Source organism: Streptomyces sp. NPDC050548 (genome assembly GCF_044457385.1).
Taxonomy (GTDB): Bacteria; Actinomycetota; Actinomycetes; order Streptomycetales; family Streptomycetaceae; genus Streptomyces.
This window is the reverse complement of the sequence record NZ_JBITGV010000012.1, coordinates 235,356-257,437: the sequence shown is the minus strand read 5'-3', so window position 1 is coordinate 257,437 and position 22,082 is coordinate 235,356. Positions and strand designations below refer to the sequence as shown.

Sequence of the window (22,082 nt, the reverse complement as noted above, 5' to 3'; positions counted from 1 at the left end):
GTGATGTCCGGAGCGGGGTGCGTTGCCTGTTCGGCCCATCTGAGGTGCCGTCAGGGTGCCCTCGCTCTAGCGTCTGAGGCATGCGTCCCGCTGTTCTCGCCGTCGCGTCCGCGTCCCTTCTGCTGCTCGGCTCCGGTGCGGTGCCCGCGCGTGCCGTGTCGCCTCCGGTGCCCTCGTCGCTCGCGGACACCGGGGGTGGCGGTCAGCTCGTCATCGCTCAGGCTCCGCGCGCCAACTCCACGTCCGGGACGCTGAGTTGGTGGGAGCGGCGGCGGGGTGGGAAGTGGGTGAAGGTAGGTTCCGCCGTCGCTCGGTTCGGGGCGAAGGGGCTCGTCGAGGGGCGGGCTCGTAAGCAGGGGTCCTATACGACTCCCACCGGGTTGTACGACCTTCCGTACGCCTTCGGGATCAAGGGGGCGCCTGGTGGGACTCGGGTCAAGTACCGGCGGGTGAACGGGAGTTCTTGGTGGTGTGAGGACACTCGGTCTCGCGTCTACAACCGGTGGAGTGAGCCGTTGGCCCGTGACTGTCGGGCGTCCGAGTCGGAGCGGTTGATCTCTTATGCGACGCAGTACGCGTACGGGGTTGTCATCGGGTACAACTACGCCAAGCCCGTGAAGGGGCGTGGGGCCGGGATCTTTTTGCATGTCAACGGGCGTGGGGCTACCGCCGGTTGTGTGTCTGTGCCGGTGGGTGCGATGCGAAGGATTTTGGGGTGGGTGGATCCTGGGCGGGCGCCGCATATTGCCATTGGGACGGTGAGTGGGGTTACGGCGATTGCTCGGTACTGATTCGCGAGAGCGCCGTTCAGTGTCGGTTGCATGGCGAGTGCACGCGCGTCGTGGCTGGTCGCGCAGTTCCCCGCGCCCCTAGGGGGTCGAGCCCGCCGGAAGTCGAACTGTGAACGTCGTTGAGCCCGGGGCGCTCTCCAACCCCACACTCCCCCCATGCGCCTCCGTCACCGCCGCCACGATCGACAGGCCCAGGCCCGCTCCCCCGCCCCTGCCCTCGGTCCGGCGGCGGTCCGCCCTTGTGAAGCGTTCGAAGACGCCCGGCTGGACCTCCGCCGGCACGCCCGGGCCGTCGTCGTGGACCGTCAGGTAGGTGAACTCACCGTTCGTCTCCACCGCCACCGTCACCTTCGTGCCGACAGGTGTGTGCAAACGCGCGTTGGCCAGCAGGTTGGCCAACACCTGTTGGAGGCGGTGGGCGTCGCCCGTGACCGTGACCGGGTCCTCGGGGAGTTGGAGGGCCCAGCGGTGGTCGGGGCCCGCGGCGCGCGCGTCGGCGATGGCGTCGAGAACCAGGCGGGTCAGGTCGACGGGGCGGCGTTCGAGGGGGCGGCCCGCGTCGAGGCGGGCGAGGAGGAGCATCTCGTCGACCATCACGCCCATGCGGGCGGACTCGGCCTCGATGCGTTCCAGTGCCCGGGTGACCTTGGGCGGGACGGGGTCCGGGTGGAGGAGGGCCAGTTCGGCGTGGCCCCGGATCGAGGCGACCGGGGTGCGCAGCTCGTGGCTGGCGTCGGCCGCGAAGCTGCGCAGGCGTTCCTCGCTCGCGTGCCGGTGGGTGAGCGCGTCCTCGACATGGCCGAGCATGCGGTTGAAGGCGCCGGCGACCTGGCCCACCTCGCTGCGCGGGTCGGACTCGGGTGCCCGGGGCGGCAGTGCCACCTCGCCGCTGGCGAGCGGGAGTTCGCTGACCCGGGTGGCGGTGGCGGCGACGCGGCTGAGCGGCCGTAGCGACCAGCGCACCCAGAGCGCGCCCGCGAACCCGGTGATCAGGAGGGCGGCGCCGAAGACGATCGCGGCGACCGTCTCCAGCCGGTGGACGGCGGCCTCCACCGACTCCAGCGGGAGTCCGGTGATCATCACGTCGCCGTCCCGGCCCTTGGCGGCGAGGACGCGGTACTTGCCGAGGGACGAGAGGTAGATCGTGCGGGCCGTGCCGCCCACCGGCACCGCCGCGAGTTCCCTGCGGTCCCTCGCGGTCAGCGCCACCTTCAGGTCGGTCGTGGTGTCGTCCTTGTCGGCGGGCACGACCCCCGAGTTGGTGACGACGCCGTTGACCAGGCGGGCGCCGAAGGTGTGCGGTGCCTGTCGGCGGGTGTCGCCGCGTTCCCGGTCGTCGGCGTCGTGGTCGGTGAGCGTCTGGCCCTGGTGCTCCAGGCTCGCGGGGAATTGCGTCCCCACCTCGGTCAGCTGCTGGTCGAGGCGGCCGGTGAGGAAGCCGTCCAGTTCGACGACGGCGGCCACCCCGACGGCCGCGCAGCTGACCGCGAGCAGTACCACCAGGCCCGCCGTCAGTCGCGCTCGCAGGGTGTGCGGCCGGGGCAGGCTCCGCAGCCACCGTCCGACGGTCCGCAGTGCCCTGCCCATCAGAGGACCGGCTTGAGCACGTATCCGGCCCCGCGCACGGTGTGGATCATGGGCTGGCGGCCGGCGTCCACCTTCTTGCGCAGGTACGAGATGTACAGCTCGACGACATGGGCCTGGCCGCCGAAGTCGTAGGACCAGACGCGGTCGAGGATCTGGGCCTTGCTGAGGACGCGGCGCGGGTTGCGCATGAGGAAGCGGAGGAGTTCGAACTCGGTCGGGGAGAGTTCGACGATGTGGCCGGCCCGGCTGACCTCGCGGGCCTCCTCGTCCATGACCAGGTCCCCGACGGTGATCCGGGGGCCCTCCTCCGCCTGGCGGGCCATGCCGGCGCGGCGCAGCAGTCCGCGCAGCCGGGCGACGACCTCCTCCAGGCTGAAGGGTTTCGTGACGTAGTCGTCGCCGCCCGCGGTGATGCCGGCGATGCGGTCCTCGACGGTGTCCCGGGCGGTGAGGAAGAGCACGCAGACGTCGGGCTTCACCTCGTGCAGGGAGCGCAGTACGGCGAAGCCGTCGGTGTCCGGGAGCATCACGTCGAGGACGACGGCGTCCGGCCGCAGTTCGCGCGCCCCGGCGAGCGCGGCGGCTCCGTCGCCCGCCGTGCGGACCTCCCAGCCCTCGTAGCGCAGGGCGCCGGAGAGCACCTCGGCCAGGTCGGGGTCGTCGTCGACGACGAGGACGCGGACGGGGGTGCCGTCGGGGCGAGTGAGGGCCGGTCGGCCGGAGCGGGTCGTGTTCATGGCACTTACCAGCATCCCCCCTCCTGGCGTCCCCGGCCGCCGCGAGGGCCTCTGAGTTTCCTCTGAGAACTCTGAGAACTGCGTCCACTCAGAGTTCCCTCAGAGGTTGTGCCCGCACAGTTGCGTGGAGGACAGGTGAAAGGACGCACACATGACCACCGTGTACGAGCAGCGGAAGGCGCCGCCCGTGGCGCCCGTTCCCCGGCGCTCGCCGACGGGCCCGGTGCTCGCCCTGCTGTGGGCGGGTGCGGCGGCCGTCGTCGCGCTGTGGTGGGCGGACACCGGGTCGGTGGTCGGGGCCGCGGGCTGGCTCACGGGAGCCGGACGGATCGCCGGGCTGCTGTGCGGGTACTCCTGTGCCGTGCTGGTGGGCCTGATGGCACGGGTGCCGCTGCTGGAGCGGCGGATCGGCTCGGACCGGGTGGCGCGCTGGCACGCGATGGCGGGCCGGTACACGGTCTGCCTGCTGGTCGTGCACGTCGTGCTGATCCTGCTCGGGTACGCCGCCCAGGACCGTGCCTCGGTCGTGCACGAGACGGTCACCGTCGTCCTTGACTACCCGGACATGCTGAAGGCGACCTTCGGCGGGCTCATCCTGTTCGCGGTCGGCATCACCTCGGCGCGGGCCGCACGGCGCCGGGTGAGTTACGAGTTCTGGTACTACGTCCATCTCCTCACGTACGCGGCCGTGTTCCTGGCGTTCTTCCATCAACTGTCCCTGGGCGAGCAGTTCAACGGGCGGCCCTGGGCCACGGACGCCTGGTACGCGCTGTATCTCGGCGTCGCGGCACTGGTGTTGTGGTACCGGATCCTCGCGCCGGTGCGGCTGAATCTGCGGCACCGGCTGCGCGTGGAGTCGGTGCACCGGGAGGCGCCGGGGGTGTACTCCGTGGTCGTGCGCGGGCGGCGGATCGACCAACTCGGCGCGGAGGCCGGGCAGTTCTTCCGCTGGCGGTTCTTCGGCGAGGGCATGGGCTGGACGTCGACGCCGTACTCGCTGTCGGCGCCGCCGCGCGGGGATCTGCTGCGGATCACGGTGAAGGCGCTCGGCGACCACAGCGCGGCCGTGCCACTGCTGCGGCCGGGCGCGCGGGTGTGGGCGGAGGGGCCGTACGGCTCACTGACCGCCGAACGGCGCACCGGGCAGCGGTCGTTGCTCATCGCGGCCGGGGTCGGGATCACCCCGCTGCGGGCGCTCTTCGAGACGCTGCCGGGTGAAGTGACGCTGCTGTACCGGGCGCGTTCTGCTCAAGACCTGGCGCTGGGCGGGGAGTTGGAGGCGATCGCGCGATGGCGCGGGGCGAAGGTGCTGTACGCGCTCAACGGGCCGCAAGGACAACGGCCTTCACTCACCCCGGCATATCTGCGTGAGGCCGTGCCCGATCTCGCCGGGCACGACGTGTACATCTGCGGTCCGCACGCCTTCGCCCAGGAGCTGTACGGGGCGCTGTCCGCCGCCGGGGTGCCGGACCGCCGTATCCACCACGAATCGTTCGAGCTGTGAGGTCGTCGTGCATCCGTTGAAGCAGAACCGGCCGCTGCGGCGGATCGTGCTGGCCAGCGCCGTGACCGCGTCCGGCCTGGTCATGCTGCTGGCGCTGAAGCCGCACACGGCGCCCGAGGTGGCCGCGGCGCCCCAGGTCGTCTCGTCGCCCGCTCCCTCGGGCAGCGCGAGCGGCAAGGCCGTCACCGGGACGAAGACGGTCACCGGTGAGACCGCGCAGACCCGTTGGGGCCCCGTCCAGGTGAAGATCACCGTGACGAACGGCAAGATCACCGATGTCACCGCGGTCCAGTCACCGTCGGACAATCCGCGCGACCAGGAGATCAACTCCTATGCCCTGCCCCAGTTGAAGAGCGAGGCACTCGCCGCGCAGAGCGCGAGTATCGACACGGTGTCGGGAGCCACCTACACAAGTGACGGTTACCGCCAGTCACTCCAGTCCGCACTCGACTCCGCGGGACTCTGAACGCACAGCCTCCACGGCACGTACTTCAGGGCCAAGGGGCCACGCCACCCCCCTTGTGCCCCGTCCACGGAGGAACCGTGACCACCACGCTCGCAGGCGGACGTGCCGCCCGCCGACAGACGATGCGCCGCATCCGCCCGCGCCGCTCCCCAGCGACCCTGCTGCTGCTCGCCGTCTGGGCGGGCGCGGTCGGGGTGCTGTGGCTGTGGTGGCACAACACGCCGTCCATCGCCGACCAGAACGGCAAGATCCTCAACGCGGGCCGTATCACTGGTCTGTTGGCCGGTTATCTGATGGCCCTGGTCGTGCTCCAGATGGCCCGCGTGCCCGCCCTGGAGCGGCGGGTCGGCTCGGACCGGGTCGCCCGCTGGCACGCGATGAGCGGCCGGTACACGCTCTGTCTGGTCTTCGCGCACGTCTTCCTCATCATGTGGGGCTACGCCCTCCAGGCGGGCAAGACGCTGAGCGACATCGTCCAGCAGACCATCGACTCGGTGAACCAGCTGCCCGACATGGGCAAGGCCGCCATCGGCACGGGCCTGTTCCTGCTCATCGGCCTCTCGTCGATCGGCGCCGTCCGCCGCAGGATCCCGTACGACACCTGGTACCACGTGCACCTGCTGACGTACGGCGCGGTGTTCCTGACCTTCTGGCACCAGATCACCACCGGCAACGACTTCGCGCTGACACCGATCGCCAAGACCGTCTGGTACGGGCTCTACGGCACGGTCACCGCGCTGGTCGTCTGGTACCGGATCCTCACCCCGATCCGGCTCAACCTGCGCCACCGGATGTACGTCGAGGCGGTCATCGAGGAGACTCCGGGCATCGTGTCCGTGCTGATCGGCGGGCGCAAGCTGCACCGGATGGGCGCGGAGGCCGGGCAGTTCTTCCGGTGGCGGTTCCTCGCGCCGGGGATGCGGTTCAGCTCGCACCCGTACTCGCTGTCGGCGGCGCCCCGCCCGAACATGCTGCGGATCACGGTCAAGGCGATCGGCGACCACAGCACCCGGCTGCGCGAACTGCGGCCCGGCATGAAGGTGTGGGCCGAGGGCCCGTACGGCGCGATGACCTCGCAGCGGCGCACCCGCGGCAAGGTGCTGCTGGTCGCGGGCGGCGTCGGCATCACGCCGATGCGGGCGCTGTTCGAGACCCTGCCCGGCGCGGCCGGCGACATCACGCTGCTCTACCGGGCCAACACCACGCAGGACCTGGCGCTGTGGGACGAGTTGGCGAAGATCGCCGACGAGCGCGGCGCCCGTCTGATGTACGCGGTCAACAGCCCCGACGGTGAGCGCCCCGACATCTCGGCGGACTCGCTGCGCCGGAAGCTGCCCGACATCGACAACCACGACGTCTTCATGTGCGGGCCGCCCGGCTTCGCGCAGTCTGTCTACGAAGCACTGCGCGGCGCGGGGGTCCCCGCCCGCCGTATCCATCACGAGTCGTTCGAGATGTGAGCGACGGGAGTCAGGAGCAATGAAGAAGAGCCACCCCATCCGGCGTGTTCTGCTCGCGAGCGCCGCCACCGTGTCCGGGATCGTTCTGCTGCTCTCCCTGAAGCCGGCGACCGACTCCTCCTCGGCGTCCGCGCAGGGTGCGGCCCAAGGAGCCGCCGCCGCGCAGGAGTCGCCCCAGGGCGGTGCCGCGACGCCCGGGACCTCGACGGTCACGGGTGCCGCCACCCAGACCGAGTACGGGGTCGTCCAGGTGCGCCTGACGGTCGCCAACGGGAAGATCACCAAGGCCGAGGCCGTGCAGGCGCCGCACGGCGGGACCAGCGACCAGAAGACCGCGCTGGCCGTCCCCAAGCTCAACCAGGAGGCGGTCGCCACGCAGAGCGCGGACATCACCTCCGTGACCGGGGCGACGTACACCAGCGGCGGCTACAAGAAGTCCCTGCAGTCGGCCATCGACAAGATGAAGTCCGCCAGTGCGGCAGCGCCGGCCCAGAGTTCGGCCGCCGCGGCGCCCGCCGCGCAGGCCAAGACGGTCACGGGCGATGTCGCGACGACCCAGTACGGGCCGGTCCAGGTCCGGATCACCGTCGCGAACGGCAAGATCACCAAGGCCGAGGCCGTGCAGGCCCCGAGCGGCGGGACCAGCGACCAGAAGACCGCGCTGGCGATCCCCAAGCTCAACCAGGAGGCCGTGGCCGCCGGGAACGCGAACATCGACTCCGTGTCGACCGCCACGTACACGAGCGGCGGTTACAAGAAGTCCCTGCAGTCGGCGCTGGACAAGGCCGGTGGCTGACACGGTGACCGATCCCGCGGAGGCTCCCGCCGCGCTGCGGCACGCCGAGGAGGTCATGGGGACGGTGTTCTCCTTCGACATCCGCGGCGGGGAGCCCGAGGCCGTCCAGGCGGCACTGGAGCAGGCGGTTACCCAACTGCACCGGGTCAACGAGGTGTTCAGCACCTACCGCGACGACAGCCAGGTGTCGCGGCTGGCCCGCGGCGAGCTGACCGTGGCGGAGTGCGACGCCGAGGTCGCCGAGGTGCTGGAGCTGGGCGCCGAGGCGGAGCGGGTCAGTTCCGGCTGGTTCAGCACCAACTACGAGGGCCGCCTCGACCCGACCGGCATCGTGAAGGGCTGGGCGGCCGAGCGGGCCGCCGAGCTGATCGCGACGGCGGCCGGGGTGAGCGGGGTCAGTGTGAACGGCGGCGGCGACGTCCAGATGTTCGGCGCCCCGGGACCGCACCGCCCCTGGCGGGTCGGCGTCTCCGACCCCCTGCGCCCGGGCGGTCTCGCGGCCGTGATCTCCGCCGCGGGCGCCGACGAACTCGCGGTCGCCACCTCCGGTACGGCGGAGCGCGGGGCGCACATCGTGGACCCGTCCACCGGCAAGTCCGCGGTGACCGACCTGGTCGCCGTCACCGTGGTGGCACCCCGGCTGACCTGGGCCGACTGCTGGGCCACGGCCGCGTTCGCGATGGGCTCACGGGAGGGCCTGGCCTGGCTGGAATCACTCCCGGACGTGGAAGCCCTGCTCATCACGGCAGGCGACGAAGTCCGCTGCACGGACGGGCTGGCCGCCCGCCTCGGGTAGGGATCCCCCATGCGAGTCGGGGGGGGGGGGGGGGGGGGGGGGGGGGGGGGGGGGGCGCGCGCGGGGGGGGGGGCCCCCGGGGTGGGGGGCCCCCCCCCCGCGGCGCGCCCGCCCCCCCCCCCCCCCCCCCCCCCCCCCCCCCGACTCGTAGTTCGTCGGTCGTACGGGTATGTCAGTGGTCGTTCTGCGCCAGCCGCAGCAGATGGTCCGCGAGGGCCTGTCCGCCCAGCGGGTCCCGGCTGATCAGCAGGAGCGTGTCGTCGCCGGCGATGGTGCCGAGGATGTCCTGGAGTTCCGCCTGGTCGATCGCCGAGGCGAGGAACTGGGCGGCGCCCGGCGGGGTGCGCAGGACCACGAGGTTGGCGGAGGCCTCCGCGGAGATCAGCAGTTCGGCGGAGAGCCGCCGCATCCGCTCCTCCTTCGCCGACTCCCCCAGCGGCACGCGCGGGGTGCGGAAGCCGCCCTCGCTCGGTACCGCGTAGATGAGGTCGCCGTCGTTGTTGCGGATCTTGACCGCGTTCAGCTCGTCCAGGTCCCGGGAGAGCGTCGCCTGGGTGACGCTCAGCCCGTCGTCGGACAGCAGCTTCGCCAACTGGCTCTGGGAGCGCACCGGTTGCCGGTTGAGGATGTCCACGATCCGGCGGTGGCGGGCGGTGCGGGTCTGCGGCACGGCCGGCCCCGTCGACTGTTCGTGCTCCTGCGCCTGACTCATCGTCGACTCATTCTCCGGATCATCCGTCCCCCTTGGCCACGTCCAGGACACCGGGCAACGCCCGGAGGAACGCGTCCACTTCGTCGTCTCCGAGGTTCAGCGGCGGCATCAGCCGTACGACATCGGGAGCGGGCGCGTTGACCAGGAAACCGGCGTCCTGAGCCGCCTGTTGCACCTGGGGCGCGAGCGGCTCGGTGAGCACGATACCCAGGAGCAGGCCCGCACCCCGGACATAATCGATCAACGGGTGCCGAGAACTGCCGTCGGCGCCCTCGATTCCGTCCCGCAGCTTCTCGCTCTGCCGCTTCACGTTGTCGAGCAGACCCTCGGCCTCGATCGTGTCGAGTACGGCGAGACCGGCGGCGCAGGAGACCGGGTTGCCGCCGAACGTCGTGCCGTGCTGGCCCGGCTGAAGCAGGTCGGCGGCGCGTCCGAAGGCGACGGTGGCACCGAGCGGCAGCCCGCCGCCGAGCCCCTTCGCGAGGGTCACGACATCCGGGAGCACGCCTTCGTGGGCCTGGTACTCGAACCAGTGCCCGGTCCGGCCGACCCCGGTCTGCACCTCGTCGAGGACGAGCAGCGCGCCGTGCGCGGCGGTGATCGCGCGGGCCGCCTTCAGGTATCCGGCCGGCGGTACGACCACGCCGTTCTCGCCCTGGATGGGCTCGATGATGACGAGCGCGGTCTCGTCGGTGACGGCGGCGGCGAGCGCCTGCGCGTCGCCGTACGGGACATGCGTGACATCCCCGGGCAGCGGCAGGAACGGCTCCTGCTTGCCGGGCTGGCCGGTGAGGGCGAGGGAGCCCATCGTCCGTCCGTGGAAGCCGCCTTGAGTGGCGACCATGTGCTGACGGCCCGTCAACCGGCCGATCTTGAAGGCGCCTTCGTTGGCCTCGGCGCCCGAGTTGCAGAAGAACACCTTGCCGTCCCGGCCGAAGCGCTCAAGGAGCCGTTCGGCGAGGGCGACGGGCGGTTCGGCGATGAACAGGTTGGAGACATGGCCGAGTTGGGCGATCTGATTGCTGACCGCCTCGACGATCGCCGGGTGGGCGTGGCCGAGCGCGTTGACCGCGATACCGCCGACGAAGTCGGTGTACTCGTTGCCCTCGGCGTCCCAGAGCTTGGCGCCGGCGCCGCGGACGAGGGGGAGCTTCGGGGTGCCGTAGTTGTTCATGAGCGACCCCTGCCACCGCTGGGTCAGGTCCTCGTTCGCGCTCATGCGGCATCCCCCTGATTCTTGTCGGGCACGACCATCGTGCCGATGCCCTCGTCGGTGAAGATCTCCAGCAGGATCGAGTGCTGGACCCGGCCGTCGATGACCCGGGCGGTGGTCACGCCGTTGCGGACGGCGTGCAGACAGCCCTCCATCTTCGGCACCATCCCGGAACTCAACTCCGGGAGCAGCTTCTCCAGTTGGGAGGCGGTGAGGCGGCTGATCACCTCGTCGCTGTTGGGCCAGTCCTCGTAGAGGCCCTCGACGTCCGTGAGGACCATGAGGGTTTCGGCCCCCAGAGCAGCAGCGAGTGCCGCAGCCGCCGTATCAGCATTGACGTTGTAGACATGTCCGTCGTCCTCGCTCCTCGCGATCGACGAGACGACCGGGATACGGCCGTCGGCGAGCAGTGCCTCGATCGCGCCGGTGTCGATGGCGGTGATCTCGCCCACCCGCCCGATGTCGACCAACTCTCCGTCGATCTCGGGCTGGTGCTTGGTGGCGGTGATGGTGTGCGCGTCCTCGCCGGTCAACCCGACGGCCAGCGGCCCGTGTTGGTTGAGCAGGCCGACCAGCTCGCGCTGGACCTGCCCGGCGAGCACCATCCGTACGACGTCCATGGCGTCCTCGGTGGTGACGCGCAGGCCGGCCTTGAACTCGCTGACGATGCCGTGCTTGTCGAGGGCGGCGCTGATCTGCGGGCCGCCGCCGTGCACGACGACGGGCTTGAGGCCCGCGTGGTGCAGGAACACGACGTCCTGGGCGAACGCGGCCTTCAGGTCCTCGTCGATCATGGCGTTGCCGCCGAACTTGATGACGACGGTCTTGCCGTTGTGCCGGGTCAGCCAGGGCAGCGCCTCGATGAGGATCTGCGCCTTGGGCAGCGCGGTGTGCTTACGGGTAGTGCTCATGAGGAGTACGCGCTGTTCTCGTGGACGTAGTCGGCGGTGAGGTCGTTGGTCCAGATGGTGGCCGTCTCACTGCCCGCGGCGAGGTCGGCGACGATGCGCACCTCGCGGTAGCGCATGTCGACCTTGTCGCGGTCCTCGCCGACTCCGCCGTTCTTGCAGACCCAGACGCCGTTGATGGCGACGTTGAGCTGGTCCGGCTCGAAGGCGGCCTTGGTCGTGCCGATCGCGGACAACACCCGTCCCCAGTTGGGGTCTTCGCCGTGGATCGCGCACTTGAGGAGGTTGTTGCGGGCGATGGAACGGCCCACCTCGACGGCGTCGTCCTCGCTGGCGGCGTTGACGATCTCGATCTTGATGTCCTTGCTGGCGCCCTCGGCGTCCCTGATCAGCTGCTGACCGAGGTCGTCACAGACGGCGCGGACGGCCTCGGCGAACTCCTCGTAGCCCGGGGTGACTTGGGAGGCGCCGGAGGCGAGCAGCAGCACGGTGTCGTTGGTGGACATGCAGCCGTCGGAGTCGACGCGATCGAAGGTCGTACGGGTGGCGGCCCGAAGTGCCTTGTCCAGTACGTCGGTTTCGACGTCGGCGTCGGTGGTGAGGACGACGAGCATGGTGGCGAGGCCGGGGGCGAGCATGCCGGCGCCCTTGGCCATACCGCCGACGGTCCAGCCGTCCTTGGTGGTCACGACGGCGGTCTTGTGCACGGAGTCCGTGGTCTTGATGGCGATGGCGGCCTTCTCGCCGCCGTGCTCGGAGAGTTGACCGGCCGCGGTCTCGACTCCCGGGAGCAGCTTGTCCATCGGGAGCAGCAGACCGATGAGCCCGGTGGAGGCGACGGCGACCTCGGCCGCGTTCAGACCGAGGGTGTCGGCGACCTTCTCGGCGGTGGCGTGGGTGTCCTGGAAGCCCTTCGGGCCCGTACAGGCGTTGGCGCCACCGGAGTTGAGGATCACGGCGGAGACCTGGCCGCCCTTCAGCACCTGCTCGGACCACAGCACCGGAGCGGCTTTGACGCGGTTGGAGGTGAAGACGCCCGCGGCGGCGAGGCGGGGCCCGTTGTTGACCACGAGGGCCAGGTCCGGGTTGCCGTTCTCCTTGATTCCGGCGGCGATGCCCGCGGCCGTGAATCCCTGTGCTGCCGTCACACTCACGGCGCGACTCCGATCGTAGAAAGCCCGGTGGTCTCGTCGAGCCCGAGGGCGAGGTTCATGCTCTGGACGGCACCGCCCGCGGTGCCCTTGGTCAGGTTGTCGATGGCGCTGATCGCGATGATGCGGCCCGCGGCCTCGTCGTACGCGACCTGCACCTGAACGGCGTTGGAACCGTAGACGGACGCCGTCGCCGGCCACTGCCCCTCGGGGAGCAGGTACACGAAGGGCTCGTCGGCGAAGGCCTTCTCGTACGCGGCGCGCACGGACTCCCCGGTGACTCCGGGCTTGGCCTTGGCGCTGCAGGTGGCGAGGATGCCGCGGGGCATGGGCGCGAGGGTGGGCGTGAAGGAGACGGTGACGGTCTCACCGGCCGCCTCGCCCAGATTCTGGATGATCTCGGGGGTGTGCCGGTGCCCGCCGCCGACGCCGTAGGGCGACATGGAGCCCATGACCTCGGAGCCGAGGAGATGAGCCTTGGGTGCCTTGCCCGCGCCGGAGGTCCCGGAGGCGGCGACGATCACGGCCTCGTTCTCGGCGAGTCCGGCGGCGTACGCCGGGAAGAGCGCGAGGGAGGCTGCCGTGGGATAGCAACCGGGCACCGCGATGCGCTTGGACCCCTCCAACGCGGCGCGGGCGCCCGGCAGTTCGGGAAGGCCGTAGGGCCAGGTGCCGGCGTGCGCGGAGCCGTAGAAGCGCTCCCAGTCGGCCGGGTTCTTCAGCCGGAAGTCGGCGCCCATGTCGACGACGAGGACGTCCGGGCCGAGCTGCTCGGCGACGGCGGCGGACTGGCCGTGCGGAAGCGCGAGGAAGACGACATCGTGTCCGGCGAGGACTTCCGGGGTAGTTTCCTGGAGGACTCGACCGGCCAGCGGCAGCAGATGCGGTTGGAGCGCGCCGAGTTTCTGTCCGGCGTTGGAGTTGCCGGTCAGCGCGCCGATCTCGACCTCGGGGTGGGCCAGGAGCAGACGCAGGAGTTCGCCACCCGCGTATCCACTCGCTCCGGCCACCGCCGCACGTACCACCATGGAACCCTCCTCATCGACGGCATGACTATACGTTTCGATGCACGTTTATGCAATCCAGGGCTGTAGGTACCGGGAGCGGGTGCATAGGATTCCCGGCATGACGCTGCGACCCGTCCTGGTGAACATCAAGGCCGTCGACGACGCGGTGGTCGGCCGGTTCTGGGCGGAGGCGCTCGGGTGGGCCGCTTCCAGCGCGGAACCCGGCGCGACCGCCGTCAAACCCGCCGGCTTCGACTGGCTCGACCCGGTCGGGGTCTGCGTCGACGTCATCGCCGTACCGGAACCCAAGACGGCGACCAAGAACCGCGTACACCTCGATCTCGCCACCACCTCCGCGGCCCATCAGACGGAGCTGGTCGCGCGGCTCCGCTCGCTCGGCGCGACGCCCGTGGACGTGGGCCAGGGCGAGGTGCCGTGGACGGTGCTCGCGGATCCGGAGGGCAACGAGTTCTGCGTGCTGGAGCCGCGGGACGTCTACCGGGACACCGGGCCGATCGCCGCCGTGGTGATCGACTGCGTGGAGCCGCGGGCCATGGCCCGGTTCTGGGGCGGGGCGACGGACTGGACGCTGCACGAGGTGAGCGACGACCACGCGACGTTCCGCTCCCCCAAGGGCGACGGCCCGTATTTCGAGTTCCTCCGCGCCCCCGGCGCGAAGACCGTGCCGGACCGCGTCCATCTCGACCTGCTGCGGTACCCGAGCGACGACCAGGAGGCGGAGGTGACCCGGCTGCGGGCCCTCGGCGCCACCGACCTCGACGTCGGCCAGGGCGACGATGTGCCGTGGCGGTGCCTGTCCGATCCGGAGGGCCACGAGTTCTGCGTACTGGCGCGCTCGTCCTGACCCGGAGCCTCGGCGACGGCCCGGCCCGGCCCGGCCCGGGCACACCCGACGAACGACGTCATACGACCGACACCCGCCCTGCCTCACGCAGCACAGTCGCGACACGACGCCCTACTCTCGTCGCCATGACGGAGCCAGTGGCACAGACCCGCCCGCACGAGAACGACCCGAGCGCGACCCGCCTGCTCGCCCTGTCCGACGGCATCTACGCCATCGCGATGACACTGCTCGTCATCGACGTGGCCGTACCCCCGCACCTGAACGACGCCGCGTTCCACAAGGCCCTCGGGGAGGCTTTGCCCAGCGTCGGCGCCTTCGCGCTGAGTTTCTCCCTGCTCTCCGGGTTCTGGCGTGACCACCGGCGCATCCTCACCGCGCTGCCCACCGAGACGAACCTGGTCACGCACCTGATACTGCTGGGCCTCGGCCTGGTCGCCCTGCTGCCCTTCCCCACCGGACTGCTGGCCGAGTACGCCTCCCATCCCGAAGCCGTCGCCCTCTACGCGGGGACCATGACCGCGATCCACGGGGTGCACGTGGCCCTGCTGCTGCTCACACAGCGTCAGGTGCACCCCTCCCCCGAGTCACCGGCCGCGCAGGCCCGCCGCCGCTTCACCCTCCAACTCGGCACCAGCGCACTGGTCTTCGCCCTGTCCATCCCGCTGGCCTACGTCGACACGACGGCGGCCATGTGCTTCTGGATCACGCTCGTCCCCGTGCACTACCTCATCGGTCACTACCGGCGGCGGCTCGCGCGGCCGTGAGGTGCACGCGGTCTCAGTCGGCGATCATGCGGTTGCCCAGGTTCCCGAACCGGCCGATGCGCTCGGTGTCGCGCTCGCGCTGTCGTCGTACGACGTACCGGCCGGGTGCGATACCCGTGCCGCCGTGTTCGGGGTGGATGAGGTAGGCGACCGCCGAGGTCTCGATCATGCCGAGGGCCAGGCCCATGGTGTCGCGGACGTCCTCGGTCCAGCGGCAGGTGCCGGGGTCGGCGACGAGGGTGTGCGGATTGCCGCCGGCCGCGCTGCGCAGCAACTCGACGCCTGCGGCGGGTACTTCACGCCAGTGACTGGTCGTGTGGGTGACGGCGCGGGCGACGAACGCGTACGGGACGACGATCAGGTCGCCCTGGGCCTGGAGGCCGTCGACGACGGGGATGGCGACCTCGCGCTCCAGATGGTCGAGGACGTCTAGACCGGAGCGCCGGGTCAGGTCGGCGAGAGTCGTGGGAGTGGATGTGGGCATGGGCGTGAACATGGGCGTCACCTCTGGTACTTGAAGGAATGCGGGCAGGGGTTCAGGTGCGGCGGACGAGCCGCGCGTAGTGCTCGCCGGACAGGCCGTACGTCCAACCGGCCGCCGCCACCGGGTCGTCGAAGTGCGCGGGGACACTGAGGCCGTAGCGGCGGTGGGTGCCGTCGGGCTCGACGGAACCGTTGACGACGAGGAGGAGACGGGCGGGGCGGCGCCACAACTCGCGCGGGACGTCGTAGAGATGGAGCGCGGAGCCGGGGTTGCCGGGATCGTCGGCCGCCGCGATGCGGCGGAGGCCGGCCTGTGTGATGTAGGTGTCCCAGCCGATGCGTTCGATGGCGCTGCGGCGGACCTCGACGTTGCGTTCGGCGTGGATGCGCTCGACGGACGGGTCGGTCATCACCCAGGTCGGGACGTGGGTGCCGTGCAGGACGTGGACCTGGGTGCCGTCGGCGAAGCGGACGGCGGGACCGTCGTCCCGGTGCAGCCGTACCTCGCCATGGTGCGCGTTGGGGAGGGGTTCGGTGTGGACCTCGGTGGGGCGCTCCGCCATCACACAACGGCCCTCACCCGGCCACCACCAGCCGGTGGAACGCGCCAACCCGGCCAGCAGGGCGAGCAGTTCGGCGTCGGAGCGGCGGTAGGTCGCCAGGCCGAGCCGGGCGTACACGTCGTAGTGACCGATCCAGTGGGCGTCGTGCTGCCCGTACCAGGTCAGGCCGTCCGTGCCGCCGGTCGTGGGCATCAACTCGGCGCGCATGGGGGCGCGTACGCAGTTGCGCAGGGTGGTGTACAGCGCGTCGTGGGCGACCATGTCGACGATGCGCGGCATCGACGCCCCTGCGGCCAGGGCCTGTTCGGCATCGGCGACGAGCGGCTGCCACAGGTGGTCCCGGGTCACGGCGTGGCCGATGGCGCGGTCGAGGCTGTGGCGCAGGTCCTGCACGAGGTTGGCGAGGAGTGCCGCCGGGGGCCAACCCTCCGGGTATCGGGGCAGGTTGGGGCCTCGGAGATGGACGGGTGGGAAGGTCCGCGGGTCGTCGTGGACGAGCGACAGGGCCGCGGCGGGCGAGGGCGCCCAGACGAACTCCGGGGCCGGGGCGTCGATCAGTAGGTACAGGGCGGCGACGGCGGCTTCGGCCGCGGGCCGGTCGGCGGGACGCGCCGCGAGACCGTGCGCTCGCCATTCATCGCTCAGCCGTCGGGCCGACGCGACACGGTGGGCTCCCGCACGGAGAGCTGACACGGGGGTCACCGGAGGACTTCGAGGTCCGCCTTTCGCATCATCATGCGGGGAGCGTGACAGCAGCGACGTCCCAGCGCAAGGGAGTTAGCGCTTGACCTGGAGCGCACTCCAGGTTCTACGGTTGTGTTCATGAGCAGCGGACAGCCCCTGAACCCCCTCCCCGGGGACCGCGAACCCACCCTGACCATCGCCCAGGTCACCGAGCGCACCGGACTCTCGCACGACACCCTGCGCTACTACGAGAAGGCCGGCCTGATCGAACGGGTCGGCCGGAGCACCGGCAACCAACGGCGGTATCAGGCAGCGGACTTGGCCTGGCTGGAGTTTCTGCTGCGGCTGCGCGAGACGGGCATGTCGATCGCCGACATGCAGCGGTTCGCCGCACTGCGGGCGGCGGGCAACGTCACGGTCGCCGACCGGCTGGCGATGCTCCGCGAGCACCGCGCCGAACTAGCCGACCGCATAAGGGCGTTGCGCCGCAACGCGACCGTGCTGGACCGCAAGATCGACCACTACGAACAGCTGCTCCTCGACGAACACGAGCACGAGCGGCCGGGAACGGACGGAACGACATGAGCGCGAGCACCACCCGTGAAGAGCGGTTCACCCACGGCCTGGAGGTCCTGAAGCGGGTCGACGGCGAGGCCGGGCAGCGGGTCGTCGACTCGCTCGCCGACATCAGCCCCGAACTGGGCCACCAGGTCGTCGCCTGGGCCTTCGGCGAGATCTACGACCGTCCCGGACTGGCCCCGCGCGACCGCCAGTTGGTGACGCTGGGCATGCTCACCGCGCTCGGCGGCTGCGAGGCCCAGCTCGATGTGCATGTGAACGCGGCGCTGAACGTGGGCCTCGCGCCGGAGGAGATCGTCGAGGCGCTGACGCACTCCGCTGTGTACTGCGGCATGCCGAAGGCGCTCAACGCGACCTTCGCCGCGAAGAAGGTCTTCGCCGAGCGTGGGCTGCTGCCGCTGGGACAGCAGCCCACGTCGGAGGCGGCGGCTACTTCTGCTTGATCCTCAGGAAGGTGATCGAGTTCGCCGGGAAGGTGTAACTGAACTCGTCGGCAACGCCGTTGAAGGTGGACAGGACCGGTGCGACCGCCGTGGCCGTCTCGCTGTTCACCGCGTCGGGCGCGGCGGTGAGCGTGGTCACCTTGGCCCTGGACGCGACCTTGGCGCCGCCCAGGTCGATCGCCGTACGGGCCGCCGAGGACTGGGCGTTGACGACCTTGACGATCAGGTCACCGGTCTTCGCGTCCTTGGTGACGACCTGGCGGAACGGCTCGGCCGGCTTGTCGTCGGTGAAGCTTCCCCACTCCTGCCCGTCGAGGTACAGGGTGACCTGACGGCCTCTCACCTTGATGTCGACGTCGTAGGCGCGGCCCGTCTCGATGGTCCCCGGCTTGGCGATCAGCGTCGACTTGCCGCCGTCCACGGCCTGTTCGACGGCGGTCTGGGTGTTGTTCCAGCCGCCCAGGTTCCACCAGTAGTAGTTGCCGGTGTCCTTGACCCCGAACGCGACCAGGAAGCCTTCCTTCCCCGCCTTCTTGGTGGCCTTCACCTGCAGGTCGTAGTCGTGCCAGGCCGGGTCGCCCGCCGACACCATGGTGTTCTCGGCGGCGGTGTCGGTCTGGACGTACTGCCCGTCCTGGAGGCTCCAACTCCCGCCTCCCGTATGGGTCCACTGGGCCGCGTCGCCGGAGAAGTCGTCGGAGAGCAGCGCCGAGCCGTCCGCCGCCGTCACCTTCACGTCGTCGTAGGCCGCGCTCGTCGCCCACGTCGACAGGCCGACCGCGCCGGAGATCGGAGCGACAAGTGACGGTGTGCCGGTGGCCGTTGACGGCACGACCCGGGTGCCGACGTTGTTCATGAACAGCTTCTGCACCTCGTAGTTGGCGGAGCCCCAGGAGGCGTGGTTGTTGAACCACACCAGGTCCGGGCGCCACTGGACGTAGTCCTCGTTGGCGAACAGCGGTGCGTAGGAGGCGAGTTCGACGACATCGGCGTTGCGTTCCAGGCCGGTCATGTAGGCCGCTTCGGCGAGGCCGTTCTTGAACGCGTTGCCGCCGGAGGCGTATTCGCCGAGGAAGACCTTCGGGCCGGTGCGGTCGTAGGAGTCGTAGCGGCTGTTGTTCTGCAGGAACCACTGCGGGCTGTTGTAGTAGTGCTCGTCGACCATGTCGACCTTGGCGTCCTTGTTGAGCTGCCAGGCCGTGTCGAAGGTCGAACCGCTGTCGTCCGGGCCCGCGTTGGAGATCACGGTCATGTACGGGTACGCGGACTGGATCGCGGTCCGGAACTGGGTGAAGCGGGCGAAGAACTCGGTGGGGAGGTTCTCCTCGTTGCCGACCTCGATGTGGGTGAGGTGGAAGGGCTTGGGGTGGCCCATCCGGGCGCGCAACCCGCCCCACTTCGAGGTGACCGGGCCGTTGGCGAACTCGATGAGATCCAGGGTGTCCTGGATGTGCCGCTTGAGCAGCGCGGGGTCGTCGACGGCCTTGTTCTGCCCGCAGCCGGTGACCAGGGCCGGTACGACGGGCAGTGGCATCGCGCCGATGTCCTCGGCGAGGCGGAAGTACTCGTAGTAGCCGAGGCCGTAACTCTGGTTGTAGCCCCAGAAGTTGGAGTTGGTGGCGCGCTGCTCGACCGGGCCGACGGTGTCCTTCCACTGGTACGAGCGCTTGCGCTGGTAGCCGGAGGCCGCGCTGTAGTCGTCCATGGAGCCGGTGTTGACCAGGCAGCCGCCCGGGAAGCGCACGAAGCCCGGGTGCAGGGCGGCGATCTTCTCGGCGAGGTCCTTGCGCAGGCCGTTCGGCTCGTGCCTGTAGGTGTCGCGGGGGAAGAGGGAGACCATGTCGAGGGCGGTCGCGGCGGAGGAGGCGACGGTGAGGCGGCCGGTGGTGCTGGTGCGGGTCGCGGTGAACGTGGCCTTGTACTTGGCCCAGCCGTTCTTCCGCACGGCGACCTGGTGGGCGGTCGCCAGGGTGCCGCCGGTGTCCTGGAGGCTCACGGTGAGCGTGGTGCCGCTGTCGGCGCGGGCCCACACCGAGAAGTCGTACTTCGCGCCGTCCGTCACGGCGATGCCGGTGTTGTAGCCGACATCGGTGACGGCCGAACCGGCGGTCAGGGAGAGGTAGTTGCGGTTGTTCTCGTTGAGGCGGCCGACGTCGTTCACCACCTGGGCCGTACCGTCGACCGTCCAACCGGTCAGCGGGCTGTACGACTTGTTGTCGTCGGTGGAGTACTCGAAGGACCGGTTCTGGACGAGCTCGGCGTACAGGCCGCCGTCGGCCGCGCGGTTGATGTCCTCGAAGAAGACGCCGTACATCGTTTTGTCGATCGCGGCGCCCCGCGTGCCGGGGTCGACGGTGATCGCGTAGTCGGTGACGTCGGCGGCGTGGGCGGGGACGGGGGCGACGGCCGCCGCCAGCAGGAAAGCGCTTGCCCCCAGGGCAAGTCTCAGGCGGGTGCGGCTGGTGCGTGACATGGATACTCCGCGGCTCGTATCGGATCGTGCGCGATGCTCGAATGTCCAGTTCGAGATATCGGACGTCGGTCAGCACTTCGAACGGCAAGATAGGCAAGGGGCGTGAGCACGTCAATGGGACCGGCGCGGGCGGGGACGTAGGGTCGAGGGCATGTCCGTGGTGTTGCCGTACCTCGTCCTGCTCGGCTTTCTCGCCGTCACGCTGGGGTTCTTCACCTGGCCGGCCCGGCGGATCCGCCGCCGCGGCACCGCCGGGGGCGGGATCGGCGGCGCCCTGGCCGCGTACGAGGAGGCCTTCCGGACCACGAGTCACGCGGCCCACCACGAGATCCGGGCACAGGCGGAGCGGAAGGCACCCGCCGACTCTCCGGACGGGTGGCGCCCGTGGCGCAGGAAGGGGTGACAGTGGGCGAGTTCTGGCCGGTTTCCGATGTACTGGCGTATCTGTCCGGGAGTTGGCGGGTGCGGCGGTCGGTGCGGGATCTGGCGAGCGGGGACGAGGGTGAGTTCTCGGGTACGACCGTGTTCGGCGCGCTGCCCGAAGGGGGTCTGCTGCACGCCGAGTCGGGGACCTTCACCTGGCGGGGCGTGGCCCGTCCCGCCGAGCGGACACTACGGTTCCTGCCGGGCGCGGCACCCGGTACGGCCGATGTGCGCTTCGGCGACGGGCGGCCCTTTCACCCGCTGGATCTGACGTCGGGGCGGTATGTCGCCGACCACCCCTGCTCGGCGGATCTGTACCGGGGCGAGTTCACGGTCCTGGACGCGGACCGGTGGCGGACCGTGTGGCGGGTGGGCGGGCCTGCGAAGGATCTCGTGCTCAGCACGGATTACGTGCGGGTGGGCTGAACTCGGGCCGCTCTCCCCCGAGTTGGCCGACGGCTCAGACCTGCCTCGACTGAACCGCCGCTCCGTCGAAGCGCAGGTTCCAGCGGCCCGCGCTGCCGATGACCGTGGTGGTCGACAGGGGGCGCACGTCGAGGTTCCAGTAGGTCGAGGGCGGGGCCTTGAGGGCGTAGACCAACGCGGCCCGGATGACGGAGGGTTCGGCGACGGCGACTATCCGGCCACCGTCCTCGATGGGCCGGGTGTCCAGCCAGCCGCCCACCCGGGCGATGAAGGAGAGCAGCGACTCGCCGCCGTGCGGGGTGGAGCGCGGGTCGGCGAGCCAGGCATCCACCAGGGCGGGTTCGCGGGCCATCGCCTCGCCGAGTGTCAGCCCGCGCCAGCGGCCCATGTCGCAGTCCCGCAGGGCCAGTTGCACCAGCGGGGTGTAACCGAGGCCGTCGCCGGTGGTGCGGCTGCGCGGGGTCGGCGAACAGTAGCGCAGCTCCGCCGCCGCCAGCGGCAGCAGAATCGGGGCGGCGCGCTGCACCTCGTCCCAGCCCGCCTGGTCCAGCGGCCGGTCGTCCTCGAAGCGCTCCGCGAGCAGCGGGGAGCTGCGCGCGGCGGCGACGAACGTGACCCGAAGTTGCATGCGGCGATGGTGATCCGCCGAAGTACGCAGGTCAAGGGGGGCCGGGTGAGAGTTACCCAGGGTGGGCGAAACCTTACTTCGAAGTCAGGACCAGGCGGACAAGTCACTCGAAATACAGGGCCATCCACTGGTCGGGCCGTTCCAGTGGCTTGAATCCGACCTTCTCGTACACGCCGTGGGCGTCGTGCGTGGCGAGCAGGATCCGGCGCAGTCCGAACGGCCGCAGCTCCTCGCGGACGGCGGCGATGAACGCCGTACCGATGCCCTTGCCGCGGGCCGACGTGTCCACGTACACGTCGCACAGCCACGCGAACAGCGCGCCGTCGGTCACGACGCGCGCGTACGCGACCTGCTCGCCCGAAGCGGTGTCGTAGACCCCGAAGTTCAGCGAGGACGCGACCGCGCGGTCGTACTGCTCTCGGGGGCGGCCCTTTGCCCAGTAGGCGTCGGTGGACAGCCAGTGGTGGACACGGTCGAGGTCGACTCGGGCGGTGTCGGCGGAGAATTCGAAACCGTCGGGGAGGCTGGGGATGTCGTTCATGGCGGGAGACTTGCAGGCCAGGAACGTGGGCGTCGAGTGGTTTTCATTCTGCGGGCCGGTGGGGGCTGAGCGCGCAGTTCCC

Annotated in this window: 24 protein-coding genes; 12 read left to right on the top strand and 12 right to left on the bottom strand. The window is 70.4% G+C overall.

The genetic code is table 11. From position 1 onward, the window contains the following. The first annotated feature begins 80 nt into the window (after positions 1-80). Entirely contained in the window at positions 81-791 is a 711-nt protein-coding gene (locus tag ACIBJH_RS30705) for a L,D-transpeptidase (RefSeq protein ID WP_399120112.1), read from the top strand. A 78-nt stretch (positions 792-869) separates the two neighbouring features. Here the strand turns inward: ACIBJH_RS30705 and ACIBJH_RS30700 are convergent, their stop codons facing one another. After that, positions 870-2,378: a sensor histidine kinase gene (locus ACIBJH_RS30700; protein WP_399120111.1), complete on the bottom strand. Its 1,509-nt coding sequence runs from the start codon at positions 2,376-2,378 to the stop codon at positions 870-872. Further along, on the bottom strand, positions 2,378-3,115 hold the full coding sequence (locus tag ACIBJH_RS30695) for a response regulator transcription factor (RefSeq protein ID WP_399120199.1): 738 nt from the start codon (positions 3,113-3,115) through the stop codon (positions 2,378-2,380). The genes ACIBJH_RS30700 and ACIBJH_RS30695 overlap by 1 nt, the downstream gene beginning before the upstream one ends. Before the next feature lie 151 nt (positions 3,116-3,266). Here ACIBJH_RS30695 and ACIBJH_RS30690 point away from each other — a divergent pair, with 151 nt between their 5' ends. The 5 genes from ACIBJH_RS30690 to ACIBJH_RS30670 all read left to right on the top strand — a co-directional run bounded on the left by ACIBJH_RS30690 (position 3,267) and on the right by ACIBJH_RS30670 (position 8,137). After that, positions 3,267-4,619 (top strand): ferric reductase-like transmembrane domain-containing protein, encoded by a 1,353-nt coding sequence (locus tag ACIBJH_RS30690; protein WP_399120110.1) that lies wholly within the window; start codon positions 3,267-3,269, stop codon positions 4,617-4,619. Between the two features lie 7 nt (positions 4,620-4,626). Further along, positions 4,627-5,085 (top strand): FMN-binding protein, encoded by a 459-nt coding sequence (locus ACIBJH_RS30685; protein WP_399120109.1) that lies wholly within the window; start codon positions 4,627-4,629, stop codon positions 5,083-5,085. Between the two features lie 77 nt (positions 5,086-5,162). Next, positions 5,163-6,545 carry a ferric reductase-like transmembrane domain-containing protein gene (locus ACIBJH_RS30680; protein ID WP_399120108.1) on the top strand — a complete coding sequence of 461 codons (1,383 nt, stop codon included), beginning with the start codon at positions 5,163-5,165 and terminating at the stop codon, positions 6,543-6,545. 19 nt (positions 6,546-6,564) lie between these two features. Continuing rightward, a complete protein-coding gene (locus tag ACIBJH_RS30675; RefSeq protein WP_399120107.1) occupies positions 6,565-7,341 on the top strand; it encodes an FMN-binding protein in 777 nt (258 codons plus the stop codon). 55 nt (positions 7,342-7,396) lie between these two features. Further along, positions 7,397-8,137, top strand: a complete 741-nt coding sequence (locus ACIBJH_RS30670; RefSeq protein WP_399120198.1) for an FAD:protein FMN transferase — start codon at positions 7,397-7,399, stop codon at positions 8,135-8,137. Between the two features lie 172 nt (positions 8,138-8,309). Here ACIBJH_RS30670 and ACIBJH_RS30665 read toward each other — a convergent pair whose 3' ends face one another. Genes ACIBJH_RS30665 through argC form a run of 5 tightly spaced genes read right to left on the bottom strand, consistent with a single transcriptional unit; the run spans position 8,310 to position 13,149 of the window. Next, positions 8,310-8,849 (bottom strand): arginine repressor, encoded by a 540-nt coding sequence (locus ACIBJH_RS30665; RefSeq protein WP_200713757.1) that lies wholly within the window; start codon positions 8,847-8,849, stop codon positions 8,310-8,312. Positions 8,850-8,868: 19 nt separating this feature from the next. Beyond that, complete coding sequence (locus ACIBJH_RS30660) at positions 8,869-10,068, bottom strand: acetylornithine transaminase (protein ID WP_399120106.1); 1,200 nt, start codon at positions 10,066-10,068, stop codon at positions 8,869-8,871. Then, positions 10,065-10,973, bottom strand: a complete 909-nt coding sequence (gene argB, locus ACIBJH_RS30655) for an acetylglutamate kinase (protein ID WP_399120105.1) — start codon at positions 10,971-10,973, stop codon at positions 10,065-10,067. Before argB ends, ACIBJH_RS30660 begins: the two co-directional genes overlap by 4 nt. Further along, positions 10,970-12,124, bottom strand: a complete 1,155-nt coding sequence (gene argJ, locus ACIBJH_RS30650; protein WP_399120104.1) for a bifunctional glutamate N-acetyltransferase/amino-acid acetyltransferase ArgJ — start codon at positions 12,122-12,124, stop codon at positions 10,970-10,972. The genes argB and argJ overlap by 4 nt, the downstream gene beginning before the upstream one ends. Then, positions 12,121-13,149 carry an N-acetyl-gamma-glutamyl-phosphate reductase gene (gene argC / locus ACIBJH_RS30645; protein WP_399120103.1) on the bottom strand — a complete coding sequence of 343 codons (1,029 nt, stop codon included), beginning with the start codon at positions 13,147-13,149 and terminating at the stop codon, positions 12,121-12,123. The genes argJ and argC overlap by 4 nt, the downstream gene beginning before the upstream one ends. A gap of 97 nt (positions 13,150-13,246) precedes the next feature. Here argC and ACIBJH_RS30640 point away from each other — a divergent pair, with 97 nt between their 5' ends. Together ACIBJH_RS30640 and ACIBJH_RS30635 are read left to right on the top strand one after the other, a co-directional pair. Next, positions 13,247-13,993, top strand: coding sequence for a VOC family protein (locus ACIBJH_RS30640; RefSeq protein ID WP_399120102.1), 747 nt, complete (start codon positions 13,247-13,249; stop codon positions 13,991-13,993). Positions 13,994-14,118: 125 nt separating this feature from the next. Next, on the top strand, positions 14,119-14,757 hold the full coding sequence (locus ACIBJH_RS30635) for a TMEM175 family protein (protein ID WP_399120101.1): 639 nt from the start codon (positions 14,119-14,121) through the stop codon (positions 14,755-14,757). A gap of 13 nt (positions 14,758-14,770) precedes the next feature. Here the strand turns inward: ACIBJH_RS30635 and ACIBJH_RS30630 are convergent, their stop codons facing one another. Both ACIBJH_RS30630 and ACIBJH_RS30625 read right to left on the bottom strand, forming a co-directional pair. After that, positions 14,771-15,241: a hypothetical protein gene (locus ACIBJH_RS30630; RefSeq protein ID WP_399120100.1), complete on the bottom strand. Its 471-nt coding sequence runs from the start codon at positions 15,239-15,241 to the stop codon at positions 14,771-14,773. Between the two features lie 52 nt (positions 15,242-15,293). Further along, entirely contained in the window at positions 15,294-16,496 is a 1,203-nt protein-coding gene (locus tag ACIBJH_RS30625) for a DUF6745 domain-containing protein (protein WP_399120099.1), read from the bottom strand. A 129-nt stretch (positions 16,497-16,625) separates the two neighbouring features. Between ACIBJH_RS30625 and ACIBJH_RS30620 the strand changes: the two genes are divergently transcribed. Then, complete coding sequence (locus ACIBJH_RS30620) at positions 16,626-17,072, top strand: MerR family transcriptional regulator (RefSeq protein WP_399120098.1); 447 nt, start codon at positions 16,626-16,628, stop codon at positions 17,070-17,072. Continuing rightward, entirely contained in the window at positions 17,069-17,509 is a 441-nt protein-coding gene (locus tag ACIBJH_RS30615) for a carboxymuconolactone decarboxylase family protein (protein ID WP_399120097.1), read from the top strand. Before ACIBJH_RS30620 ends, ACIBJH_RS30615 begins: the two co-directional genes overlap by 4 nt. Here ACIBJH_RS30615 and ACIBJH_RS30610 read toward each other — a convergent pair. Further along, the gene (locus ACIBJH_RS30610) at positions 17,496-19,982 is read right to left on the bottom strand and encodes an alpha-L-arabinofuranosidase C-terminal domain-containing protein (RefSeq protein WP_399120096.1); all 2,487 of its coding nucleotides are present in this window, start codon (positions 19,980-19,982) and stop codon (positions 17,496-17,498) included. The two genes, ACIBJH_RS30615 and ACIBJH_RS30610, sit on opposite strands and share 14 nt — an antisense overlap. A gap of 151 nt (positions 19,983-20,133) precedes the next feature. Between ACIBJH_RS30610 and ACIBJH_RS30605 the strand changes: the two genes are divergently transcribed. Both ACIBJH_RS30605 and ACIBJH_RS30600 read left to right on the top strand, forming a co-directional pair. Beyond that, positions 20,134-20,385 (top strand): hypothetical protein, encoded by a 252-nt coding sequence (locus ACIBJH_RS30605; protein WP_399120095.1) that lies wholly within the window; start codon positions 20,134-20,136, stop codon positions 20,383-20,385. Positions 20,386-20,387: 2 nt separating this feature from the next. Next, a complete protein-coding gene (locus ACIBJH_RS30600) occupies positions 20,388-20,831 on the top strand; it encodes a DUF6314 family protein (RefSeq protein ID WP_399120196.1) in 444 nt (147 codons plus the stop codon). A 34-nt stretch (positions 20,832-20,865) separates the two neighbouring features. Here the strand turns inward: ACIBJH_RS30600 and ACIBJH_RS30595 are convergent, their stop codons facing one another. After that, positions 20,866-21,459, bottom strand: coding sequence for a histidine phosphatase family protein (locus ACIBJH_RS30595; protein ID WP_399120094.1), 594 nt, complete (start codon positions 21,457-21,459; stop codon positions 20,866-20,868). Between the two features lie 103 nt (positions 21,460-21,562). Continuing rightward, entirely contained in the window at positions 21,563-22,000 is a 438-nt protein-coding gene (locus tag ACIBJH_RS30590) for a GNAT family N-acetyltransferase (RefSeq protein WP_399120093.1), read from the bottom strand. Positions 22,001-22,082 lie beyond the last annotated feature (82 nt).

Coding starts and splice junctions, on each gene's coding strand:
- ACIBJH_RS30660 (WP_399120106.1), bottom strand. CDS start 10,068: ATGAGCGCGAACGAGGACCTGACCCAGCGGTGGCAGGGGTCGCTCATG.
- ACIBJH_RS30590 (WP_399120093.1), bottom strand. CDS start 22,000: ATGAACGACATCCCCAGCCTCCCCGACGGTTTCGAATTCTCCGCCGAC.
- ACIBJH_RS30695 (WP_399120199.1), bottom strand. CDS start 3,115: ATGAACACGACCCGCTCCGGCCGACCGGCCCTCACTCGCCCCGACGGC.
- ACIBJH_RS30690 (WP_399120110.1), top strand. CDS start 3,267: ATGACCACCGTGTACGAGCAGCGGAAGGCGCCGCCCGTGGCGCCCGTT.
- ACIBJH_RS30620 (WP_399120098.1), top strand. CDS start 16,626: ATGAGCAGCGGACAGCCCCTGAACCCCCTCCCCGGGGACCGCGAACCC.
- ACIBJH_RS30605 (WP_399120095.1), top strand. CDS start 20,134: ATGTCCGTGGTGTTGCCGTACCTCGTCCTGCTCGGCTTTCTCGCCGTC.
- ACIBJH_RS30670 (WP_399120198.1), top strand. CDS start 7,397: ATGGGGACGGTGTTCTCCTTCGACATCCGCGGCGGGGAGCCCGAGGCC.
- ACIBJH_RS30615 (WP_399120097.1), top strand. CDS start 17,069: ATGAGCGCGAGCACCACCCGTGAAGAGCGGTTCACCCACGGCCTGGAG.
- ACIBJH_RS30700 (WP_399120111.1), bottom strand. CDS start 2,378: ATGGGCAGGGCACTGCGGACCGTCGGACGGTGGCTGCGGAGCCTGCCC.
- ACIBJH_RS30635 (WP_399120101.1), top strand. CDS start 14,119: ATGACGGAGCCAGTGGCACAGACCCGCCCGCACGAGAACGACCCGAGC.
- ACIBJH_RS30595 (WP_399120094.1), bottom strand. CDS start 21,459: ATGCAACTTCGGGTCACGTTCGTCGCCGCCGCGCGCAGCTCCCCGCTG.
- ACIBJH_RS30665 (WP_200713757.1), bottom strand. CDS start 8,849: ATGAGTCAGGCGCAGGAGCACGAACAGTCGACGGGGCCGGCCGTGCCG.
- argB (WP_399120105.1), bottom strand. CDS start 10,973: ATGAGCACTACCCGTAAGCACACCGCGCTGCCCAAGGCGCAGATCCTC.
- ACIBJH_RS30640 (WP_399120102.1), top strand. CDS start 13,247: ATGACGCTGCGACCCGTCCTGGTGAACATCAAGGCCGTCGACGACGCG.
- ACIBJH_RS30610 (WP_399120096.1), bottom strand. CDS start 19,982: ATGTCACGCACCAGCCGCACCCGCCTGAGACTTGCCCTGGGGGCAAGC.
- ACIBJH_RS30705 (WP_399120112.1), top strand. CDS start 81: ATGCGTCCCGCTGTTCTCGCCGTCGCGTCCGCGTCCCTTCTGCTGCTC.
- ACIBJH_RS30675 (WP_399120107.1), top strand. CDS start 6,565: ATGAAGAAGAGCCACCCCATCCGGCGTGTTCTGCTCGCGAGCGCCGCC.
- argC (WP_399120103.1), bottom strand. CDS start 13,149: ATGGTGGTACGTGCGGCGGTGGCCGGAGCGAGTGGATACGCGGGTGGC.
- ACIBJH_RS30630 (WP_399120100.1), bottom strand. CDS start 15,241: ATGCCCACATCCACTCCCACGACTCTCGCCGACCTGACCCGGCGCTCC.